We start from the raw sequence: 22,578 nt of genomic DNA on the forward strand, positions 1-22,578 counted from the left end.
GCGCTCGGGCGCAGCAGTCGTGACATCAGACGATGCGGTGTTTCAGGTAGACCGCAAACTCCGGTTTTACGACTGCTGCGCCCGAGCGCGGACCGGCCGACGCAGGCTTCGCCAGCTGCTACAGAACGCGTTATGGCTTAACTGACCGGCATTAGGACAAGCCGGCTCCCACAGGAATTCGTACCTCCCCTCTTTCAGGAAATCGCAGCAGTGCCGCGTCGCATCAGCAGAGCGTTTCAGACGCTCAGTGTTTTGGCTTTATCCCTGGCAATCAGCGGCTGCATCGGAACTGGAGGTATTGCCCCGCAGGGCAAGGCGCTTGAGGCTGATTCATTGGCCACCGACGAAGCTATTCAAAGCGCTGCACAGGACGCGCACTGGCCCGCCGCTCAGTGGTGGCAGGCCTATGGCGACCCGCAACTGAATCACTGGATCTACCTCGCCGTACAAGGCAGCCCGAGCATGGCGATGGCGGCGGCGCGGGTGCGTCATGCCAAGTCCATGGCTGGTATCGCCGAATCCGCCGAGTCATTGCAGATCAATGGCGAAGCAACCCTCAAGCGTCACAACTGGCCGACCGATCAGTTCTACGGGCCGGGGGAGTTGGCCAACACCACGACCTGGGATAACAACGCCGCCTTGGGTTTCAGCTATGCACTCGACCTCTGGGACCGTGAAAGCAATGCCGCCGAGCGCGCCGTGGACATGGCGCACATGAGCGCTGCCGAAGCGCGTCTGGCGCAGCTCGAATTGCAGAACAACATCGTGCGCGCCTACATCGAACTGTCGCTGCATTACGCCCAACGCGACATCGTCGAAGCGACGCTGAAGCAGCAACAGCAGATTCTCGACCTCGCCCAGAAGCGTCTGGACGGTGGCATCGGCACTCACTTTGAAGTCAGTCAGGCCGAGACGCCGTTGCCGGAAACCCATCGCCAGATCGATGCGCTGGACGAAGCCATCGCCCTCAGTCGCAACCAGCTCGCGGCCCTGGCAGGCAAGGGGCCGGGGGAGGGCACGCACTTGCAGCGGCCAACGCTGTCGTTGGGCACGGCGCTGAAATTGCCGTCGTCGCTGCCTGCGCAATTGCTCGGTCAACGCCCTGACGTGGTTGCCAGTCGCTGGCAAGTGGCGGCTCAGGCGCGGGGCATTGATGTCGCCCATGCTGGCTTTTATCCCAATGTCGATCTGGTTGGCAGCCTCGGCTACATGGCCACGGGCGGCGGGGCGCTGGAGTTTTTGACCGGCAAGAAACTCAACTACAGCGTCGGCCCGGCGATCTCGTTGCCGATCTTCGATGGCGGGCGTTTGCGCGCCGAACTGGGCGAAGCCTCGGCGGGCTATGACATCGCCGTGGCCAAGTACAACCAGACACTGGTCAACGCACTGAAAAGCATCTCCGACCAGTTGATCCGCCGCGAGTCCATGGACAAGCAGCAAGCCTTCTCCGCCGAATCCGTGGCCACCGCGCAGAAGACGTATGACATCGCGATGATCGCGTATCAGCGTGGGCTCACTGACTACCTCAATGTGCTTAACGCGCAGACGTTGTTGTTCAAGCAGCAGCAGGTTCAGCAGCAGGTGCAGGCGGCTCGGCTCAGTGCTCATGCTGAACTGGTGACGGCGTTGGGTGGGGGGCTTGGTGCGGGTAATGACGTGCCGAAAGACAGCCAGACCGCTGCACCGAAAACCCCGGCCTTGCTCCAGAGCATCTCGAAGTGAACACCAACCCTGTGGGAGCGAGCCTGCTCGCGAAGAGGGCGTGTCAGTCAATGATGATGTTGCCTGATACACCGCTTTCGCGAGCAGGCTCGCTCCCACATGGGCCAATTCGCTGCACAACCTTCGACCAATGAGCAGGATTTCATGACTCCCTTGCCCGCACCTTTGCGCTGGCTGTATTCCCTTGAATGGCGCCGGGGTTTCTTCGACTGGGCACGCAGCGACGGCGTGACCTGGGTCTACATTTTCAAGGTGTTGTTCGCCGCATTTCTGACATTGTGGCTGGCGATGCGTCTGGAATTGCCGCAACCGCGCACGGCGATGATCACCGTGTTCATCGTCATGCAGCCGCAAAGTGGTCAGGTGTTCGCCAAGGGTTTTTACCGCTTTGTGGGCACCTTGACCGGGTCGGCGGTGATGGTCGCGCTGATTGCGTTGTTCGCGCAAAACACTGAACTGTTTCTCGGCTCGCTGGCGATATGGGTGGGTATCTGCTCGGCCGGCGCGGCGCGGTATCGCAACTTTCGTGCTTACGGTTTCGTGCTGGCCGGGTACACCGCCGCGATGGTCGGTTTGCCGGCGTTGGCGCACCCGGACGGGGCGTTCATGGCCGCCGTGTGGCGCGTGTTGGAAATCTCCCTCGGCATTCTCTGCTCGACGCTGGTCAGTGCGGCGATCCTGCCGCAAACCGCGAGCGCCGCGATGCGCAACGCCTTGTACCAACGCTTCAGTGTGTTCGCGTTGTTCGTTACCGACGGCTTGCGCGGTTGCAGCAAACGGGACGCTTTTGAAGCCGGCAATGTGCGCTTCATCGCCGAAGCGGTCGGGCTGGAAGGCCTGCGCAGTGTCACCGTGTTCGAAGACCCGCACATGCGTCGGCGCAACGGTCGGCTCAATCGTTTGAACAGCGAGTTCATGGGGATCACCACGCGATTCAACGCCTTGCATCAGTTGCTCGAACGCTTGGACAGCAGTGGTGCCGATCAGGTGGTCAAGGCGATCAAACCGGGTTTGCAGGATCTGGCGCAAGTGCTCGACGGCTTCAGCGGCCGCGCCCTGACCCACGCGGACGCGGCTCGATTGGTGGTCGAATTGAGCGCTTACAAAGAAGGTTTGCCGGCGCGGGTCCGAAGCCTGCGCACGACCTTTCAAGAGAGCCATCCCGGCGACGCCGAGCAACTGGATTTCCACACCGCATACGAACTGCTCTATCGCTTCGTCGACGACTTGCACAGTTATGCACAGACCCACGCCTCGCTCGCCGATCACAGCCATGCGCGTGAGCAATGGGACGAGCCGTTCACCCCGCAAACCAACTGGATGGCCTCGGCGGCGTCGGGGATTCGCGCGGCGTTCATTCTGGTGGTGCTCGGCAGCTATTGGGTGGCGACGGCGTGGCCGAGCGGGGCGACGATGACGTTGATTGCCGCCGCCACCGTCGGTCTTTCAGCCGCGACACCAAACCCGAAACGCATGGCGTTTCAGATGGCCTGCGGCACCTTCCTTGGCGCGCTGATCGGCTTCGTCGAGATGTTTTTCATCTTCCCGTGGATCGACGGTTTCCCGTTGTTGTGCGTGATGCTCGCGCCGGTGATCGTGCTCGGTTCGTTCCTCACGTCGCGGCCGCAATACGCCGGCGTCGGCCTCGGCTTGCTGATCTTTTTCAGCACCGGTTCGGTGCCGGACAACCTCACGGTCTACAACCCTTACGCCTTCATCAACGACTACATCGCCATGGTGCTCGGCATGCTGGTGTGCGCGGCCGCCGGGGCGATCATTCTGCCGCCGAACAGTCGCTGGTTGTGGCACAGGCTGGAGCAGGATCTGCGCGGCCAAGTGGTGTATGCGATCAGCGGCAAACTCAAGGGGTTGGCGTCGAGTTTTGAAAGCCGCACGCGGGACTTGTTGCATCAAGCCTATGGGTTGGCCGCCGGTCAGCCGCAGGTGCAACGGGACTTGTTGCGCTGGATGTTCGTGGTGCTGGAGGTCGGCCACGCGATCATCGAGTTGCGCAAGGAACAGGCGATTCTGCCGGTGCATCCGGCCTATGCCGAATCGCAACTCTGGCGTCAGGCCATCCGCGTGATGGGGCGTTCGCTGGTGCGGCTATTCCTGCAACCGAGCCAGAGCAATCTGGAGCGCAGCCTGATTGCGGTTGACCATGCGATCAGCCGTGTGCAAGCCACCGACGAACCTTTTGCGCCGCACTTCGACACCTCGGCCTTGCGCCGGGTGAAGAGCTACCTGCACTTCATTCGCACCTCATTGCTGGACCCGCAATCGCCGCTCGCCGCCTGCACCAACACCGAGCCTCAAGGACTTGAACATGCCTCGTGAAATCGCCTTCCACGGCGTGTACATGCCGACCATGACCCTGATGTTTTTCATTGCTGCGGCGTTGGCCTGGGCGCTGGACCGGTTTCTGTCCGGGTTCGATCTGTACCGCTTCTTCTGGCATCCGGCGCTGCTGCGCCTGAGCCTGTTTACCTGTCTGTTCGGCGCGCTGGCGCTGACTGTTTACCGTTGACCCTCTATCTCTGACTCTCTATCACTGAGAACGCCCTGATGAAAAAGCTTTTCAGCCTGCTCGCCACCCTGTTGGTGCTGGCGCTCGCCCTATGGATCGGCCGGACCCTGTGGGTGCATTACATGGACACCCCCTGGACTCGCGACGGCCGGGTGCGCGCCGACATCATCAACGTCGCCGCTGACGTCACCGGGGAAGTGGTGGACGTGCCGGTGCGCGATAACCAGCAGGTGAAGAAGGGCGACTTGCTGATGCAGATCGACCCCGAGCACTACCGCATTGCGGTCAAACAGGCGCAGGCGCTGGTGGCCTCACGCAAGTCGACCTGGGAGATGCGCAAGGTCAACGCACGCCGCCGCGCCGACATGGACAACCTGGTGATTTCCAGGGAAAACCGCGACGACGCCAGCAACATTGCCGACTCGGCATTGGCTGATTATCAGCATGCCCAAGCGCAACTCGAAGCCGCTGAACTGAACCTCAAACGCACCGAAGTGCGGGCGGCGGTGGACGGTTACGTGACCAACCTCAACGTCCATCGCGGCGACTACGCGCGCATTGGCGAAGCGAAAATGGCCGTGGTCGATATGAACTCGTTTTGGGTGTATGGCTTCTTTGAAGAAACCAAACTGCCGCACGTGCGAGTGGGTGACAAGGCCGACATGCAATTGATGAGCGGCGAAGTGCTGAAGGGGCATGTGGAGAGTATCTCTCGCGGCATCTATGACCGGGATAACCCGCAGAGTCGCGAGCTGATTGCCGATGTGAACCCGACGTTTAACTGGGTGCGGCTGGCGCAGCGCGTGCCGGTGCGGATTCACATTGATGAAGTGCCGGAGGGGGTGCTGTTGGCGGCGGGGATAACGTGTACGGTGGTGGTTAACTAGTCGTTGGACCGAGTTGTTCCCATCGCGAGCAGACTCGCTCCCACATTGGAATGCGTTTCCCTGTGGGAGCGAGCCTGCTCGCGAAGGGGGCAACTCGGTCTCACAGAAAAAAAAGGCTATAGATCAGCCTTTGCAAAACGTCTCATGCAAGTGCTGCCAGATCAGCCCGCCATCGGCGTCTTTCTCAAACACCACGGTCGAGCGCCGATCCGAATGCAGCCCGGTCGCATCGGTCTGCTGCTCGCGATAACTCACTACCGCGCCACCGTCATACAGCGCAACACCGCGCAACTCGCTGAGCTCGATCCTGAACCCGAGCTTCTTCCCGCCCGCCAGCTGAAACAGCTCGCTCAACGCCTCGAAATCCAGCACCCGGCCCAACGGCGAGAGCATGGAAAACTGCGGTGAAAATCGGCTCAGGAGTTGTTCAAGCGCGGAATCGTCTTGCTCCTCGGCGAGCCATTGTTCGATGGCGACGTGGGCCTGGATGACTTCGTCGAAGTAGTCGGTGTAGTCGGTCATGGTAGTGTGTCCTGAAATTTTTCGGTGTCTGTTCTGACACTATCGCCGGCAAGCCGGTCTCGCTCCACAGTGATCTTTGGTGTGAATGCTATCTATGCCACCCAGCAGAACCCTGTGGGAGCGAGCCTGCTCGCGATGGCGTCGACTCGGTCTCAGAGCTGCCCGCGTAACCCGAACCGCCTCATCAACCCCGCCTCCAACAACCCCTTCGGCAACAACCCCGCCAACAACGGCAACGCCCGGCTGCCATTGCCCAATCGAATCAGGCGCGGTGGTTTGCTCTGTTGCACAGCCTTGAGCAAACCCTCTGCAAACTCCCTGGCCGGTGTCGGTTTGTCCTGCGAAGCCTTGGCTCGCGCGCGAATGCCTTCGCGCAGTGGAAACCACGGCGATTGTTCGGTGATCAGTTGTTCAGCCTCATGCCCGGCATTTTTAGCGAAGCTGGATTCGATGGCCCCCGGCTGGACTTCCATCACGCGGATCCCGAACGGCGCCAGTTCCATGCGCAACGCATCGCTCAACGCATGAACGGCGGCTTTCGAAGCGCAATAAGCACCCGCAAACGGCGTGACCAGGATCCCTGAAACGCTACCGATGTTCACCACCAATCCTTTGGCTCGACGCAGTACCGGGAACAGTGCGCGGGTAACACCGACGATGGCGAATACATTGGTTTCGAACTGCCGCTGCATGGCCGCAACACCGCCGTCGAGCAGCGGCCCCATGGCGCCATATCCGGCGTTGTTGATCAGCACGTCGAGGCCGCCTCGTTGCTGATTGATCTGTTCCGCCAGCTGTTCGAGTGCCGCGCTGTCATTGACGTCCAGTTGCACGGCGGTAAAACCGGCAGCCGTTAACGCGGCGACGTCTTCAACCTTGCGGGCGCTGGCCCACACTTCGTAGCCGGCATTTTTGAACACCTCGGCGAGGGCGCGGCCAATGCCGCTGGAACAACCGGTAATCAACGCAACGGGCATGGCGCGGTCCTTGTGCAAAAAGAAATAGGCAATCAGTCGGAGAAACTACCCTGCAAACGCTCAGCGCGAAACTCCAGGGTTTGTGGGCGATAGCCGGGGCGCAGGGGCGGCATTGGCAAGCAGTCCTCCCAGTTGGCGCCGGCCTGCAATTCGCCGGGGCCCCGATAACGCGGGGCGGTATATTGGTTATCGGCCAGATTCACGGTATCGCCCGGCGCATACGCCGCGATGCGCCAACGCAATTCGGTCAGCGGGACGTCGTTGCCGTTGTTCATTTTTAGCTGCAACGGACGATCCGCCGGGCACTGCTCGGGCGCGTAGGCAATGCGCAACTCCAAGCGTGCGAGTTGCTTGACCTCGCGGTTGTCCATCCAGATTACCCACGTGGCCACCAGCGCCAAACCGACCGCGGCCGCCACAGAGACGGGAAACGCCTTTGCCGGGTAGCGCAGCAGCAAAATCAACCAAGTGATGACCAGCAGGACGCCGATGAACATGTAGGTACGCTCCTTGAACTCATGAGTACCATCCTACCGAAGGGCTGTGGGAATGGACATTCATGGATCAGGTCGGTTGCCATTGGTCGGTACTGTAATTTCTGACAGTAGCCCGTTATTTCGACAACCGGTTAGATAGTCGCTGGCTTACAGGGGCGCGCCGGCATGCATTACAAAACTCCCAGGTTGTCGGTTGTCGATCCGCGGGAGCTGCCGATCCGTTCAATTGATTATTGGCGCGCGGTTGAAGGCGAGCCGACTCTGGCCCGCATCAATCGCACTCTTCGCAATGCCGCCGGGCACTGCGCCAAACAGTGGGACCCACGGCTTTGGTTGCTACAGGACCAAGATCCGCTGGCGCCCGCCAACCTTGTCACCGTGCATTCGCTGTCCGGTGAGGCGTTGCGCACGATCAGTGTCGATGCCGGATGGCGACTCAGCCTGCCGGGACTGGGCCATGAGATTTTGCACGGATGGGATGGCCGCGATACCCAACGCGAAATCTTCTACGACGCCTTGCTTCGTCCCGTTTCGGTGTTTGAACAGGGGAGGGCGGAGCCACGCCGTTGTGTTGAACGCATGACGTATGGCGGGCCCGACCAAGACCTGCGGAACCTGTGCGGTCAATTGATTCGTCATGATGATCCGGCGGGAACCGTGTTGTTTGAGTCATTTTCGGTCATCGGTCAATGCCTCGAACAAATCCGTCACTTCACACTGGACCTTGTTGCGCCTGATTGGCCGGAGGCGGAGGCCGAACGCCAGCGATTACTGGAACCCGGCGCGGGCGCGAACTCCACGTGGCGCTACGGTCCGCAGGGTGTTGTGTTGGAAACGGTCGATGCCAGCAAAAACCACCAGACCTTCAACTACACGCAAGATGGGCGGCTGCGCCTCAGCGCGTTGAAATTGGCAAACCAGACATCCTGGCAAAAGCTCGTCAGTGGAATTGAGTACAACGCCGAGGGGCAAGTCGAACGGGAAGTCGCGGGCAGCGGGGTGCAGACGAGTCTGAAATACCGGCCTGAAGACAGTCGTCTGCTGGAGCGACGGGCGTACAGCGATGGGGCCGGATTGCTGCAATATCTGATTTACCGTTATGACCGAATGGGCAATGTGCTGAGCATCGAAGACAAGGCGATGCCGGTGCGGTACTTCAACAATCAACGCATCGAACCCGTCAGTCGATTTATCTACGACAGTCTTTATCAATTGATCGCGGCATCTGGCTGGGAGGCGGGTGGCCCGATTCAGGCCCCGGAGTCAGTCGGTCGTAATGACCCGGCGGCACTCAGCAACTACCGCCAGACCTATCGCTATGACACGGGCGGCAATCTGCTGAAGCTGACGCACAGTGGCGCGCAAAGTCCAGGGCGTGAGCTGAAGGCCGCACAGTTCAGCAATCGCTGTCTGCCGTGGCGTAACAGCGTGCCACCGACCGAAGCGGAAATCGCTGCCGCGTTCGATGCCAACGGCAATTTACTGGAGCTCGATCAGGGGCGTCTTTTGACGTGGGATCTGCGCAATCAATTGCAGTCGGTCAGCCCGGTTGTGCGCGCCTCAGGGGTCAATGACCAGGAGGCCTATTTTTACGATGGGACCGGTCAGCGGGTACGTAAAATTCGCTCGTTGCGGATCCGCGCCCGGACGGTAGTGGCGCAGGTGCGTTACTTGCCGGGGCTGGAAATTCGCACCGACAGTGGCACTGGGGAGGTGCTGCAAGTCATTACCGTGGAGGCCGGGCTCAACACTGTGCGGGTGTTGCATTGGGAGAGCGTTCCGCGGTCAGGGGTCAACGACCAATATCGGTTCAACCTGGTCGATCACCTGAACTCCTGCACCCTGGAACTGGCCATTGACGCGCAAATCATCAGCCAGGAAGTCTTTTATCCTTTCGGCCAGACCGCGTGGTATGCCGGCCCGGATGTGATTGACGTCGACTATAAAACCGTTCGCTATTCGGGAAAGGAGCAGGATGCAACGGGGCTCTACTACTTTGGCCTGCGTTATTACATCCCGTGGTTGTTCCGTTGGCTCAATCCTGATCCCAAAGGGTTTGTTGATGGGCCGAACGTTTATCAAATGGTCGCAAACTCCCCCATGACGTATGTCGATAGCGACGGTGGCGAGTTGACTGAAGCTTCGGAGCTGAACGACAGCCTGGATAAACAAAACGCTCTGTTGTCATCGGTTGCGGACGGAGCCGGTGACTTCAAGAATTCGCTGCTCAATCACGCCTATGCGCAACATCGGTTTAAAGCCTTGGGTCGACGTGTAGCAACTCAACTTGCCAGTAGTGCTACCAGCGCCGCCGGTACGGCGGCGGGGGCCGAGGCCGGCGGTGCCATTGGTGGGTTGGCAGGTCCTGTGGTTGGCGCTTTGGGACGAAAAGCGGGGGCGGCTATCGGCGCCAAGGCGGCAAATGCTCTGATTTCCAAGGTGGTGGACACCTTTCGACTGGAGCGGCCGATCAACTTCAAGGGCAATGAAATGAACCCGAAGTCATTCATTGAGGGCGTTGAACCGAAAAAGAAAACCAACCTCCAGGCGGTAAAATTTCAGCTATCGGCAATAGACCCGCGAACACAGGAGGGGCGAACTCAGCTGGGGAAGAAAGCCGCTACCGCCATTGTCGAGAAAATTGTCGAAACGGTCGCCAGCAAGCTGGGATCGGAGGCGCAAGGGCTGATTAATACGGGGCGCGATTTTTACAAAGCCTCTCAAGGACTGAATGCCGCGTCGCTTAGCGAGGTTTTCGACGATACGCCAGCGGTGATCGATATGCTGGAGTTCAGAATGCAGGCGATCAAGACTGAATTCGCCGAATCCGGTAGCTCGAACCCGGAAACCTTTGAGCGAATTTCCGATCTTTCGACGCAGACAGGGGCGATGGTTCAGCAGTTGAATAGAAACCAGGACTTGATGGGGCTTCTCGCGCCTAAACCTTATGCGGGTAGACGGCAATCGCTCAATGGACGGTCCGGCTCAGCTCCGGCTCGGCGGTAGTCACAAGGCTGGCACCCATAAAAAAGCCCCCGCCCAACCCACTGCGGATAGGGAACGCAGCGGGCTGGACGAGGGCTTCTTGTTTTACTGCGCGTTTACTGCGCGATGGTTTTCACCGACACGCCGCGCTCGATCGGGGTGGAGCGACCGTAGATATCTTCAAAGCGCTCGATATCGTCTTCACCCAGGTAGCTGCCCGATTGCACTTCGATGATCTCGAGTGGAATCTTGCCCGGGTTACGCAAACGGTGGACCGAAGCAATCGGGATGTAGGTCGACTGGTTTTCGCAAAGCAGGAACACGTTGTCGTCGCAGGTCACTTCGGCGGTGCCGCTGACCACGATCCAGTGTTCGGCGCGGTGGTGGTGCATTTGCAGCGACAGGCACGCGCCCGGTTTGACCGAGATGTGCTTGACCTGGAAGCGGCCGCCCATGTCCACCGAATCGTAGGAGCCCCACGGACGATAGACTTCGCAGTGGTTCTGGGTTTCGCTGCGACCCTGTTCGTTGAGGGTGTTGACCATCTGTTTCACGCCCTGGACCTTGTCCTTGTGCACAATCATCATGGCGTCTTTGGTTTCGACGACCACGATGTTTTCCAGGCCGATCACCGACACCAGTTTGCCGTTGCCGTGGATCATGCAGTTTTTGCTGTCCTGGATGATCACGTCGCCTTTGGTGACGTTGCCGTTGGCGTCTTTTTCGTTCACTTCCCACAGCGACGACCAGCAACCGACATCGCTCCAGCCGGCAGTCAGCGGTACAACGCAGGCGCGCTGGGTTTTTTCCATCACCGAGTAGTCGATGGAGTTGTCCGGGCAGCAGGCGAAAGTGGCTTCGTCGAGAGTGATGGTGTCGTTGTCCTGGTCGCTGCGCTCAAGGGTCAGCAGGCAGGTGTCGTAGATGTCCGGATCGTGTTTCTTCAGCTCTTCGAGGAAGCGGCTGGCGCGAAACAGGAACATGCCGCTGTTCCAGAAGTAACCGCCGGAGGCGACGAACTCGGTGGCGCGTTTGACATCCGGTTTTTCGACAAAGTGCGAGACGCGGCTGACGCCTTCCGGCAGCAGCGAATCGTTGGTCGACTTGATGTAGCCATAGCCGGTTTCCGGTTTGGTGGCCGGGACGCCGAACAGCACCATTTCGCCGTTTTCAGCTGCGACGGTGGCCAGGGCCAGGGCGCGTTGCAGGGCTTTCTGGTCTTCCAGCACGTGGTCAGCCGGCAGTACCAGCATCAGCTCGTCGCGACCTTCATTGACCAGCATCATCGCGGTCAAGGCCACAGCCGGCGCGGTGTTGCGGCCAAACGGTTCCATCAGGATGCGCTGGACTTCCAGTTTGCGCGCGCTCAACTGTTCGTTGACGATAAAGCGGTGGTCCTTGTTGCACACCACAATCGGCGTGTCCATGCCTTCGAACACCAGGCGTTCCAGGGTTTGCTGGAACAGCGTGTGCTCACCGGTCAGGGCGAGGAACTGCTTGGGAAACTGCTTACGCGAAAGCGGCCAAAGACGTGAGCCACTACCACCTGACAAGATCACCGGAATCATGTTGTTACTCCTTCAAAATCGATTGGTTAGAGCTACGTACGTTCTGTCGTTTCACTCTTGTTCTTATTCCGTGGCCAAGTCGTTTCACCCATGTAGCAGCTGCCGAGCCTGCGAGGCTGCGTTCGGCGGCGAAGCCGTCGTAAATCCGGTCAACACGGTCGTTCAGAAAAACCGAGTTGCCTGGATTGCGACTGCAGCGCAGTCGGACGCAGGCTTCGCCAGCTGCTACAGGGGATCATCGTCCTGACAAATTGGTTAGCGCGTCGAAACCGGGCGTTTTACCCAGACTGGCGACAGGCTGCTGCCGTTGCCGGTGACGTACAGCACCGCCGCTTCACCGCGTTCCAGGGCAACCGGTTTGACGTCGCCGACTTTCTTGTCGCCTTCAAACAGCGCCAGGCTGACTTTCACCGGGTTGATCTCGCGCTCGCCACGGCCCTTGGCGGCCACGCTCGGCACCACGTCGGTCTTGCCGTCAGCGGTTTTCAGGGTCAGGGGTTTGTCGCTCAGGTTCTGCAGGCGCACCAGGGACTTCTGCTTGTTCTTGAACGGCGGTTCTTCGATCAGTTGCGGTGCGCCGCTGGCGTTGTTGACCAGGGTGTAATAGTGATCACTGGCCAGTTTCACCGGCAGGGTCTGGCTGCCGACCTTGGCGCTGTAATCGCCGCCTGGCATGAAGCTGAAGTCGGTGCTGGACAGCGGTGCGACGTCGCTCAGGTTGGTGCTACCGACGGTGGCGCTGACTTCAGCGTTGCCGGCGTTGAAAACACGCACGAAGCTCGAACCTTTCGGTGCGGTCGGGCCGTAGAGCGCGGCATCGCCGGCGAAGGCTTGCATCGACAGAACGCTCATGCCAGCGACGAGTGCAAAGGTCTTGGCGAGACGGCGAGGAGTTGTAGTGAAAGTCATGGTAGTACCTCTCTCTTTCAGTTTTGCGCCCGGTCGGGCGTCTCGGATTTAGTGTTTGCGGCTACGTTTTGTTGGCGGGCGCCGGCTTCTTTGAGCTCTGCGACCCACTGCGGGTCGGCGTCGCCGATTTCGTTGTTCACGGGCAGATAACGTTCAGGAAACTCCCAGATCAGCACCTGTGGCGGGCTGTTCTTGAAAGCATCGCTTTTCAGGTAGCTGAGCATCGGCAGAATCGGGCCATGGCCGTCTTCGGCGTAATTGACCACGTCGCTGCGCAGCGCTTGCTTCAGCGCGCCGACAAAATTCCAGTTCGGGTTGGCGCTGTAGCTGGTGCCGATCAGGGCCACCGGCACTTCAGTGTTGGCGAACAGCGCGTCGTCACCGGTCGGCAGATCTTGCGCCGCCACGGTGTTGCGCTTTTGCAGCGGTTCAGGCGCCGGCATCATGTTTTCGAACAGCGGGTCCAGCGGCAGGAACAAGCGCAGGTCGCCCTTGTGCGTGATTTTTTCCGCAGGTTCGGTGACGAAGTTTTGCGGCTCGCCGCTCAACGGGAATTTGTCAGCGATGGTACTGGCCAAGGCTTCGGCAGCGATTTGCGCGCCTTCCGGGGTCCAGTGGGTGTCGGTGCGCAGGAACACTTGCTGACCGTTCTGCTTGGCCTTTTGCATCGGGCCGAGCAAGTCGGGGGCGAGGATCTTGTCGGCCGCCACACGGGCATGGAAGTCCTGATAGAGGTTGGCGTGAATGCTCGAAGGCTTCGCCTCACCCAGATGCTCCGGGTACAGGCGCGTCTTGGCCGGCACGATGGCCATGACCAGTTTCACGCCTTGCGCTTTCAGGGTCTGGCGCACGCCTTCGACCAGCGCGTAGTTGCCTTGCAGGTTCAACTCTTCGTTGACGATCGGGTTGAACTCTTCATCGCTGTAGAGCCACTGATCGCGACCGAGCACAACGCCCGGACGACCTTCGTTGAACAGTTTGAAATCCAGCGCGGCCCAGAGGTTGGTGCCCAGGCGCTTGATCGGAAACTCGTCGTCGTAGTGCGTCTCCACGGCCTTGGTCCAGCGGCCGTTGAGCACCGTCGCGTCGGCGTTGGTGCTGAAGCCCAGGAAGCTGCGCGTGGACCACAGGCCCAGTACCGCCAGGGTCAGCAGGAACAGGGCGATGTAGAAGATGCGTAATGAGCGGGTCATGGTCAGATCCCTCAGAACTGGAAGTAAAGGAACGGCGAGAAGCTTTGCGCCGAGAGTTTTAGAATCGAAGCGATAAACAGCACCAGCACCAGCGTGCGCATCACGTAACGCGACCAGTCAGCGGTCCAGTACGCCGGTTGCACGGTGGCTTCAACGCCAACGGTGTAACCCGGTTGGTGGATGCTGGCCGGGTTGTCACCCGGTACGGCTTTGATCATTCCAGGGGTTGCGCCGGCAGGACCATCGGCCTCGACGTTGGCGTCAGGCTTGGTCTTGGCTGGCGGCTGATTGCTGTAGAAATCACGGATGCCGAAGAACGCCAGCGTCACGTAAGCCACCACCAGGGTTGCCACTTGCAGGCCGGTGAGGCTGGCCTGGTTGAGTTCCGACAGCGACCATTCGCCGAAGCTGAACATCGCGCCGTACATACGGCCGGCGACGTGCAGGTTTTCTGCGCGGAAGATCACCCAGCCCATCACCACCAGCAGGAAGGTCAGTGCCCAGCGGATCGGGTTGATGCTGCGCGGCGAGGTGTTCAGGCCCAGCGCTTTTTCAATCGCCAGCCACATGCCGTGCCATGCACCCCAGACGATGTAGGTGATGTTCGCGCCGTGCCACAGACCACCGAGCAACATGGTCAGGAACAGGTTGCGATAGGTCATCAGCGTGCCTTTGCGGTTACCGCCCAGCGTGATGTACAGGTAATCACGCAGCCAGGTGGAGAGGCTGATGTGCCAGCGCCGCCAGAACTCGGTGATCGACTGGCTGATGTACGGCTGTTTGAAGTTTTCCATGAAGCGGAAACCCATCATCAAGCCCAGGCCGATGGCCATGTCGCTGTAGCCGGAGAAGTCGAAATACAGCTGCGCGGTGTAAGCCAGTGCGCCAAGCCAGGCATCGCCCGTGGTCGGGTTTTGCAGGGCAAAGCAGTGGTCAGCCACGACTGCGAGGGTATCGGCGATGAAGACTTTCTTGATGAAACCCTGCATGAACCGCGTGCAGCCCTCGGAAAACTTGACGAGGGTGTGGGTGCGGTTGTTGAACTGGTCGGCGAGGTCGCGGAAACGCAACACCGGGCCGGCAATCAGGTGCGGGAAGATCGCCACGAACGCCGCGAAGTCGATCAGGTTGCGAGTCGCCGGGGTGTCACCACGGTAGACGTCGATGATGTAGCTGATGGACTCGAAGATGTAGAACGAGATACCGATCGGCAACAGCACGTGGGTCAGGATGAACGGCGACAGGCCGACCGAGGTCATCATCGCGTTGATGCTGTCGACGCCGAAGTTGGCGTACTTGAAGTAGCCCAGGATGCACAGGTCGACGGCGACGCCGAGCAGCAACCAGCGCTGGGCCGGTTTGGTGCGCACACCTGCTGCACCGACTTTGAGGCCGATCCAGTAGTTCCACAGCGTGACGGCGGCGAACAGCGCCAGGAAGTCCACACGCCACCAGGCGTAGAACATGTAGCTGGCGATCAGCAGCAGCAGGTTGCGATAGCGTATTCCGCTCAAGTAGTACAAGCCGAGAAAGATCGGCAAGAACAGAAACAGGAACACATTGGATGAAAATACCATCCCGATCTCTCCGTGTTTAACCAACAGTCAAGGGCCAACGGCCCCCCCAAACCCCCCACTGAAATCTGGAGAGCTACGATCGTTCCCACGCTCTGCGTGGGAATGCCTCAATGGACGCTTTGCGTCCGCCTCATTTGTGTAGGTGCTAGGACCCTTTGCCTTTTTCATTGGCCGGGTCGTAGACCTTGGTCAAATCCCCGCCGAGGCGGAAGGTCTTGAACGGTTGCATCCCGTGCTTCTTCTTCAACACATCCGGCGCACAGGTGTAGAGCGTGCAGTACGGTTCGAGCCAGGCAAATTTCGAGTCGACCTTGAGGTCGGTCATGTCCTGTTCCTTGCCGTTCTTCTTCTCGAAGATGTCCGGGTCTTTAACCCCGGCCAGCACTTGATCACCCAGGCGTTTCAGCGCGCCGTTGTTTTCCTGGCGCACATCCACACCGTTGACCTGCGCAAAACTGGCGATCATCGCCAGTGGCGGCAGGGCGTAGTTGTGGTAGGCGAGGGCGCGTTGCTGGCGTTTGAGTTCGTTCGGCAGGAAACCCTGCGCGTCGACCTGGTTGGCGCCGACCTTGTATTCCTTCACGGCCCAGTCAAACAGGTCGCGACGGTTGGTCGCGATCGACGTGGCCATCACCGACCAGGCCGCCCAGTACGAGTGATTGTTGGTTTGCTCAAGCGGCAGGTTGTCCCAGTCGCTGACCACCTGATCGGCCATTTTGCTGAACCAGGCTTCGATCAACTGGGACTCTTGCTGATGGTTGGCCAATGGATTGGAGTTGGAGAACTTCAAGCGGATATACGACGAAGCCATGCTGCCCAGGGCCCATTTGCGCATGGACTTGCCGGTGTGGTTGAAGTCCTTGGACATCAACGCATCGGCCTTGGCCCAAGCCGTCAGCCAGCTCAACGTGCATTCCAGTTGTTCCGGACGACCGTCACGCATGAATTGCATCACTTGCTTACTGGTGCCGCGCTCGATTTTGGTGATGTCGGCGGTGCTGTCGCGAAAGGCTTTTTCCGATTGCTCGTTCAGGGTCGAACGGGCCTTGTCGGAGCCTTCATATTTGCTGCGAAATTGCAGCGAGCCGGTGTACGGCGTCGGGATCGCATCACAGCTTTCGCCGCCGTCGCCGGTTTTGATTTTTTCAATCGGCGCGAAATAACCCTGGGGCGGGCGTAGCGGCGCGGCGGCCTGGCTGGCACCGGCGAACATCGCCAGGGCCAACAGCGAGGGCGCGATCAGATTTTTCAACGTTCGGTTTTGCATGGCAGACCTCATTGCCCGACCGAAGCAGTACGCTGCTCGGCACTCGGGAACACGTTGCGTTTGCATATTTTCGCTTCGACTTTCTGCGGCGCGGCACCTGCTTCAGGGCCCTGGACTTCGACGGCCAGCAGATTCTGCGAGGCCCAGTCTTCGTCCGTGCGCAACTCAAAGGCGAAACGCCCGTCGGTGTCGGAGGTTTCCGGTTTTTCGATCTTGATGTCCTCGTGGCGACCGTTCATGTACCAGAGGGTGGCTTGCAGGGTTTTCACCGACGGATCGGCGAAGCGGATATCAACCTGGTGGCTGCTGTTTTGCAGGTTCAGGTTCTTGCTGTTAACCATCAATTCATTCTTGCCCGGTTTCAGCGTGGTGCTGCCGGACATCTGTACAGCCTTGCCTTCGCAACCGTTGTCCAGCAGCGCCATCATCTGGCGGTAGATGGTTTCCTGGTCGAGGCGATAAAGCGGCGAGAACTCCCAGATCAAAATCTTTGGCGGCTTGGTCTGGAACTCTTCACTGCCCAGGTACTGGAGCATCGAACCTTCCAGGCCACCACCGGGGAACGCCACGTTGAGGATGTCGGCGCCGATGGCCTCTTCGAGGAAACCGGAGAAGTTGTAGTTCTTGCCGCTATGGCTGGTGCCGACCAGGGTGATCTCCGGGTTGCCGGCGTCGCTGAACAGATCGCCGTCGGCGGCTTCGCCCTTGGGCTCGGTGGTGAACTGATCCATGTACTGGACCGCGTAGCTGGTGCCACAGAGTTGACCGGCCATGTTGTGTAACGTTCCGGTCTTGCCCATGCGACCCGACTTGTGGGTCTCGAATTCGCGTTTCGCAATGCCGGCAAATGCCGGGATCTGCTTGACCTTTTCCGCGACGATTTTCGCCGTGCGTTGGGCACCATACGGTGTCCAGTGCTGGTCGCCACGGAAGTAGAAGTCGTGGGCGGGCAGGGTCTCTGGCAGCGATTCGTTGGTCAGCGGTGACAGGTCTGGAACCACGTAACCCATGGCGGCGAAACGCCCGAGCATGGACTTGTAGTTCCTCAAAGCCTTGTCGAAATCGTACTTGGCTTTTTCTTCCGGGTTGAGCTTGTTGCGGTTCACCAGGCCACGAGTGGGTTGATAAACAACAACGAGCTCCACGCCTTTGCTCTTGAACGCATCGTGCAGTTCTTTCATGCGTTTGTAGCCGGCGGGGGTGGTGTCGAACTCGGTGCGCAAGTCTTCCTGGGTACGGAACAACCAATCGCCCTGAGCCTGCACCAGCGTGGTGAAGTTCTGCTGATAACGCGTGGTGTAATTCTTCGCGTCATGGGCTGCGGGGCACAGGTTGCAGCACGGTTCGGCGCTGAAGCTGGGTGCCTTGACTTCATCGGCACGAACACCGCCGCTGGCCGCGAGAATGCCGGCGGTCAGGGCCGACAGGCTGAGTAATTTGATCAAGTGTGTGTGCATAAAATTATCCTCAGTCCCGCATTTCAGTCTGGCGTTCGACAGGGTCGATCAGCACGGCTTTCTGCTGGCGCACCAGCAGGTCGAGAATTTCATCCTGACGCTCGCCGAGAATCCCGCTGAAGCTGATGCCGCTGGATTTGGTCGGGGCGAGCATGGACACGCGATACAACTCGACGCTCAGCGGCGAGTCGATGGACAGCGGGCCACTGCCGTTGCCGGCCAGTTCGCCGCCGACCACGATCAGCGATACCTGGGCATCGAACGGGTCGAGCTTGATGTCGCGGTCGGTGTCGCTCAGGTCTTTGATGTGGCCGTAGACGCCGGTCAGGCCGTTGGCCAGGGACAGGTTTTCGTAGAGGCGAATGTTCACGCTGTTACGAATGCGGATGCCGTGGCGTTTGTTGCTGATCACCTTATTGCCGTAGATCAGGTTGTCGGCGCTCTCGTAGAGGGTGATGCCGTCGGTGTGGTTCTTGTAGATCTCGTTGTAGGCGATCAGGTTGTTCACGCTGTTACGGTCGATCACCAGCCCCGAGAGCTTGTTGTCGTAGCTGCGGTTGTTGAAGATGAAGCTGTCGTTGACCTCACGGGAAATAATGATCCCGTGCTTCTTCTTCGTCCCGTAGACGGTGTTGTCGGCAATGATCAGGCCGTGGGAACGGTCGTGTGGGTCGATACCGTAGACGATGTTGTCTTTGTAGGTGTTGCCCTTGACCACGAAGTCGCGGGTTTCATAGCAGTAGAAGCCGTACCACATGTCCGAGAACTCGGAGCCGACGATCCAGCCCGTCGGTTCAGGGCGCTTCAAGACCTTGGCCATGTTCGGCGTGTACTGGGAAATACTCACGCCGTAGGACTTACTGTTGGCGTAGCCGAAACTGGCGATCTTGCTGTTGGCGATGTAGGTTTCGGTGCCACCCCAAGACAGCATGAACGGACGGAATTCCTTGGCCGACTTGAAGGCCGCCGGGCCGCTTGTCTTCTCGCTCCATCCCGTGATTTTGGTGTCACGCACAAACAGCTGGCCGTCGTTGACCAGGAACGAACCGGCCTCTTGGGACAGGCGCAATTCCTGGGTCTGTTTGTCGATTTCCAGAATGCCCTTGTTACCCACCACAATCGGCAGCTTCGCCAGGAACACGCCCGGCGAGGTTTCGCTGAAGTACTGCTTTGGCAGCTTCTTCGCCAGGTCCTTGAGGTTCATGTAGCCGTCGTCGATGAAGATCGCCTGCGGGATGCCGTGCTGACGCACCACCCATTCGGCCATCTTGTTGTCGCCACCGATGAAGTCCTTCAGGGCGTTTTCCTGCATCATCCGGCGCACGCTGATTTTGCCGGCCTTGGTGCGCACGATTTTCGCGGCGATGGCCTCGGCGGTGAAGCCAGAGGTGTCCGGCAGTTTTGGCTTGGCAAGCTCCAGCGGTGCAGTCGGCGCGCTGCTGACGGTGTAGGTCTTGGCCTGTTGCAGTTCCTTGGCCATGGTCACCGGCTTGCCCGGTTTAGGTACAGCCGGTTCCACGTTGGCGAAGGCGGCCGCACTCGCCAGCAGCATCGCGCCGGCCAGCAAGGTCATGGAACCTTTTTTGGCACTGTTCATGTCGGGCACTCCCTTCGCGGTTTGCATCAGAAGCGCCAGACCACGTCGATAAACGCGCGGTGCATGTACGAATCGACTTCCTTGCCATACGCATCACCGGGCTTGAACACGCCACCACGGAAACGCACCAGCGCCGAAGGCTCATCGATTGCCTGGCTCAACGATGCCGGCAGCAGGCCTTGCTTGAAGTACTTGGTGACGACCAGGTCCATTTCCTGACCGAGGTCTGTGTCGCCATTGTTCAGGGGCAGGGAGCTGGTGGAGAGAATGGCGCCGGTGGCGTCGTCGGTGTTGTTCTGCACAGCGTCGATGCCGTTGCTGCCGATCGGCTTGTTGCCGTCGACACGCCAGAATTTGTGGTAGATCAGGGTGGCGTCGTACTCGTCATTGAGCATCCACGAACCGAACAAAGTGCCGCTCTGCAGGTTGCTCGCCTCGCCACGGAAGGCTTCGCCGAAACGGTGTACCCGCGAGCGCGTGCCGGTGTAGTTGGAGCGGTTGCTTTCCAGGCCGTTCTGTTCGTAATCGCTGCTGGCACGGGCATAGGCCGCACCGACTTGCCATTGCGGATCGAGGCGCAGGCGTACACCCAGGTCGGTGGCCCAGCCATCGACGTCGCCGCTGCTCTTGGGTTGTGCCGGAGCGGTGCCATCGGCGTTCAACGGGTTGACCGTGTCGCGCTCGCCGCTCATGCCAGTGACGCTGGCCCAGTAGTTGACTGTGTTGGTATTGCGCCAGTTATAGGCATCGCTATCGGCGTTGAGGCCGAGCCAACTGATGTTGCCGTTCTGTTTTTTGTCCAGAGAGTCGCTGGCCTCACCCGGTGTCGGGTAGTCGAGCTTGCCGTCATCGTGGGCGTGATGGCCGCGGATGCCGACCCAGTGACCCGGTGTCCACTGGTACGCCGCATCGGCGAAGGCGTGCAGGCGATCCTTGTCGTCCGGCGCCAGCTCTGTCAGGTCGGTACGGTACTCGCTGAAGCGTTCGGCAATACCGACGTTGGCGCGCAGCAGGGTGGTGTCGAAGGTCCAGTTCAGCGCTTCGATGTTGGTGTCGCGCCACTGGCCGTCATCATTGTGCAGGCGCTGGCGACCGAGCTTGAGGTTCTCGCCGGGGTATGGCGTGAAGCCGCTGTAGCCGACCCAGAACTCGCGCATCGCCAGGTAGTTTTTCTTCGCCTTGCGATCACCGACATCGGTGGACTCGGTGCCATTGCCCTGTTGCAGGGTGTCGGTTTCGATGATGTCGGTGGAGGTGACCGCCTGCCCCATGGCATAGGCGCTCCACGCGCCACTTTCGCCATAGACCCATGGCCGCAGATCGAGACCGACACCGTTGACGTCGCCGCCACTCTGGGTGCCCAGGTCAACGTCACCTTCGGACTGGCCGGTGATTTTCACGTCAAGGCCGTAGTTCTTGGTTTCGGTCGCTGCCGCCAGGGTCGGACACGACCACAACAAGGCGAATGTCAGGCCAATACCGGCCTGAACGAATGGATTCAACTTCATAGGGATTCCTCGCCGTCTTCTTCTTGCAGGGCATGCAGTTCCAGCGTGTTCTGGCTCAAGGCACCACGAACGGCCTGTTCTTGTTTCAACAGGCGTTGGGCCTCGGCGAGCTGGGCAGGCGGCAGTTGTGCTTCGAGTGTTTGCGCAAGTTCGGTGGCTTGCGGGGTGTTCTGTGCCTTGGCCAATTGGCTGAAGACATAGGCGTTAAGCGGGTCGGGCTTGGTGCCCTTGCCTTGGGAAAACAGCTGGGCGATGGCGAAGTCGGCACTGCTCTGGCCGTTGCGCGCAGCGGTCAGCAAGTGATCCAGGGCTTTTTGCGGATAGACTTCGCCCAGGTAACCACGGCGATAGATCTGGCCGAGGTAGTAATCGGCGGCCACTTCGCGGCCGACGGCTTTCTTGAAATGTTCTTCGGCAACCTTGGCGTCAACCGGGACCATTTTGCCTTCGTAGTAGAGCTTGCCCAGCAGCAGTTCGGCGCGTGACTGGTCGGCGGCGCGACCGTTGTCCAGGTACTTCATCATCTGGTCGACGTCACCCAGTTCAGGGAAGTCGTAGATCAATTGCGCGAGGGTGACCCACGATGCCGGGTAGCCCGGAGCGATGGGTTCGAGCAGCGACTGCGCGGTTTTCTCGTCGGTCTTGCCCAGGGTCGGATCGGCGAGCACACGGGCGACACTGTCCACCCGCTGCGCGGAGACGGTGCCGCGAGCGTGTGCGGCTTGCATCTGCTTGATCAGCTCGGCCTGTTGCTCGGGCTTGGCCTGTTTCTGATAAACCGTGGCCAGCTCGACGTAGCAGATATCAGTGGTGTTCAGCGCGGCTTTGCAGATGCTGGCGACTTCGTCCAGGTGCTGGTCGTAAGTGCCCTGGGTGCGATAGAGCAGCACTTGGGCCAGACCGGCTTCCGGCTTGCCTTCGGCACGCCATTGGCTGATCTGCTTCTGCGCATCGACATTCGGGAAGCTGTGCGGGTATTGCAGGTACAGCATGGCCAGCGGAATCAGAGTGTTGCCTTCGCCATTGGCCGAGGCTTTTTTCAACAGGGCTTCGGCTTCGTGCTGCTCGGCTTCGGTGGAACCGGGCTTGGCCACCAGCAGACGACCCAGGCGAGCCTGAGCGCGCGGCGATACGTCGGCCGCGGCGCGGTAAGTCGCCTCGGCTTGTTTGACCTGCACCGGGTCACGGCTGTCGACCTGGATATCCGCCAGGCCCACTTGCGCTTCGCTGTAGCCCAGGTCGGCCAGTTGCTTGTAGTTCTGCTGAGCCAGCGCCGTGTCACCGCGCTTGAGGGCTTCGTTGGCCAGACGCTGATCGGGCAGGCCGGCACAACCGCTGAGGCTGACTGCCAAAGCCAGCGCACACATCACAATCCCACTGGGGAT

17 protein-coding genes are annotated in these 22,578 nt (G+C 59.9%); 5 read left to right on the forward strand and 12 right to left on the reverse strand.

The annotated features are described in order from the left end of the window. Nucleotides 1-210 precede the first annotated feature (210 nt). From J2Y56_RS04880 to J2Y56_RS04895, 4 genes are all read left to right on the forward strand, one after another. On the forward strand, nucleotides 211-1,722 hold the full coding sequence (locus J2Y56_RS04880; protein WP_310348975.1) for an efflux transporter outer membrane subunit: 1,512 nt from the start codon (nucleotides 211-213) through the stop codon (nucleotides 1,720-1,722). A 144-nt stretch (nucleotides 1,723-1,866) separates the two neighbouring features. Beyond that, on the forward strand, nucleotides 1,867-4,059 hold the full coding sequence (locus tag J2Y56_RS04885; protein ID WP_310348977.1) for an FUSC family protein: 2,193 nt from the start codon (nucleotides 1,867-1,869) through the stop codon (nucleotides 4,057-4,059). After that, complete coding sequence (locus tag J2Y56_RS04890) at nucleotides 4,049-4,249, forward strand: DUF1656 domain-containing protein (RefSeq protein ID WP_007896379.1); 201 nt, start codon at nucleotides 4,049-4,051, stop codon at nucleotides 4,247-4,249. Before J2Y56_RS04885 ends, J2Y56_RS04890 begins: the two co-directional genes overlap by 11 nt. A 38-nt stretch (nucleotides 4,250-4,287) precedes the next feature. Then, on the forward strand, nucleotides 4,288-5,136 hold the full coding sequence (locus J2Y56_RS04895; protein WP_007948382.1) for an HlyD family secretion protein: 849 nt from the start codon (nucleotides 4,288-4,290) through the stop codon (nucleotides 5,134-5,136). Between the two features lie 123 nt (nucleotides 5,137-5,259). On the opposite strand, the gene J2Y56_RS04900 is transcribed toward J2Y56_RS04895, so the two are convergent. The 3 genes from J2Y56_RS04900 to J2Y56_RS04910 all read right to left on the reverse strand — a co-directional run bounded on the left by J2Y56_RS04900 (nucleotide 5,260) and on the right by J2Y56_RS04910 (nucleotide 7,132). Continuing rightward, nucleotides 5,260-5,658, reverse strand: coding sequence for a DUF4440 domain-containing protein (locus J2Y56_RS04900; RefSeq protein ID WP_310348980.1), 399 nt, complete (start codon nucleotides 5,656-5,658; stop codon nucleotides 5,260-5,262). Nucleotides 5,659-5,810: 152 nt separating this feature from the next. After that, on the reverse strand, nucleotides 5,811-6,635 hold the full coding sequence (locus J2Y56_RS04905; RefSeq protein ID WP_007948380.1) for an SDR family oxidoreductase: 825 nt from the start codon (nucleotides 6,633-6,635) through the stop codon (nucleotides 5,811-5,813). A gap of 32 nt (nucleotides 6,636-6,667) precedes the next feature. Continuing rightward, complete coding sequence (locus J2Y56_RS04910; protein WP_007948379.1) at nucleotides 6,668-7,132, reverse strand: hypothetical protein; 465 nt, start codon at nucleotides 7,130-7,132, stop codon at nucleotides 6,668-6,670. Nucleotides 7,133-7,297: 165 nt separating this feature from the next. On the opposite strand from J2Y56_RS04910, the gene J2Y56_RS04915 reads away from it, so the two are divergent. Next, nucleotides 7,298-10,138, forward strand: a complete 2,841-nt coding sequence (locus J2Y56_RS04915) for an RHS repeat-associated core domain-containing protein (protein WP_310348984.1) — start codon at nucleotides 7,298-7,300, stop codon at nucleotides 10,136-10,138. Nucleotides 10,139-10,233: 95 nt separating this feature from the next. Here J2Y56_RS04915 and J2Y56_RS04920 read toward each other — a convergent pair whose 3' ends face one another. The 9 genes from J2Y56_RS04920 to algK all read right to left on the reverse strand — a co-directional run bounded on the left by J2Y56_RS04920 (nucleotide 10,234) and on the right by algK (nucleotide 22,560). Next, the gene (locus tag J2Y56_RS04920) at nucleotides 10,234-11,685 is read right to left on the reverse strand and encodes a mannose-1-phosphate guanylyltransferase/mannose-6-phosphate isomerase (protein WP_007942256.1); all 1,452 of its coding nucleotides are present in this window, start codon (nucleotides 11,683-11,685) and stop codon (nucleotides 10,234-10,236) included. 255 nt (nucleotides 11,686-11,940) lie between these two features. Further along, nucleotides 11,941-12,594, reverse strand: coding sequence for an alginate O-acetyltransferase AlgF (locus J2Y56_RS04925; RefSeq protein ID WP_007942257.1), 654 nt, complete (start codon nucleotides 12,592-12,594; stop codon nucleotides 11,941-11,943). 17 nt (nucleotides 12,595-12,611) lie between these two features. Continuing rightward, nucleotides 12,612-13,787 (reverse strand): alginate O-acetyltransferase, encoded by a 1,176-nt coding sequence (locus J2Y56_RS04930; RefSeq protein WP_007942258.1) that lies wholly within the window; start codon nucleotides 13,785-13,787, stop codon nucleotides 12,612-12,614. A gap of 11 nt (nucleotides 13,788-13,798) precedes the next feature. Continuing rightward, complete coding sequence (locus J2Y56_RS04935; RefSeq protein WP_310348988.1) at nucleotides 13,799-15,364, reverse strand: MBOAT family protein; 1,566 nt, start codon at nucleotides 15,362-15,364, stop codon at nucleotides 13,799-13,801. 145 nt (nucleotides 15,365-15,509) lie between these two features. Beyond that, entirely contained in the window at nucleotides 15,510-16,631 is a 1,122-nt protein-coding gene (locus J2Y56_RS04940; protein ID WP_007942261.1) for a mannuronate-specific alginate lyase, read from the reverse strand. Nucleotides 16,632-16,639: 8 nt separating this feature from the next. Beyond that, on the reverse strand, nucleotides 16,640-18,088 hold the full coding sequence (locus J2Y56_RS04945) for an alginate O-acetyltransferase (protein ID WP_007942262.1): 1,449 nt from the start codon (nucleotides 18,086-18,088) through the stop codon (nucleotides 16,640-16,642). Between the two features lie 10 nt (nucleotides 18,089-18,098). After that, a complete protein-coding gene (gene algG / locus J2Y56_RS04950; protein ID WP_310348990.1) occupies nucleotides 18,099-19,685 on the reverse strand; it encodes a mannuronan 5-epimerase AlgG in 1,587 nt (528 codons plus the stop codon). Between the two features lie 26 nt (nucleotides 19,686-19,711). Further along, complete coding sequence (locus tag J2Y56_RS04955) at nucleotides 19,712-21,193, reverse strand: alginate export family protein (RefSeq protein ID WP_310334170.1); 1,482 nt, start codon at nucleotides 21,191-21,193, stop codon at nucleotides 19,712-19,714. Beyond that, a complete protein-coding gene (gene algK / locus J2Y56_RS04960) occupies nucleotides 21,190-22,560 on the reverse strand; it encodes an alginate biosynthesis TPR repeat lipoprotein AlgK (protein ID WP_405046844.1) in 1,371 nt (456 codons plus the stop codon). Before algK ends, J2Y56_RS04955 begins: the two co-directional genes overlap by 4 nt. Between the last annotated feature and the right edge of the window lie 18 nt (nucleotides 22,561-22,578).

It is taken from the genome of Pseudomonas sp. BE134 (genome assembly GCF_031456105.1).
In the GTDB taxonomy this organism is placed as follows: Bacteria; Pseudomonadota; Gammaproteobacteria; order Pseudomonadales; family Pseudomonadaceae; genus Aquipseudomonas.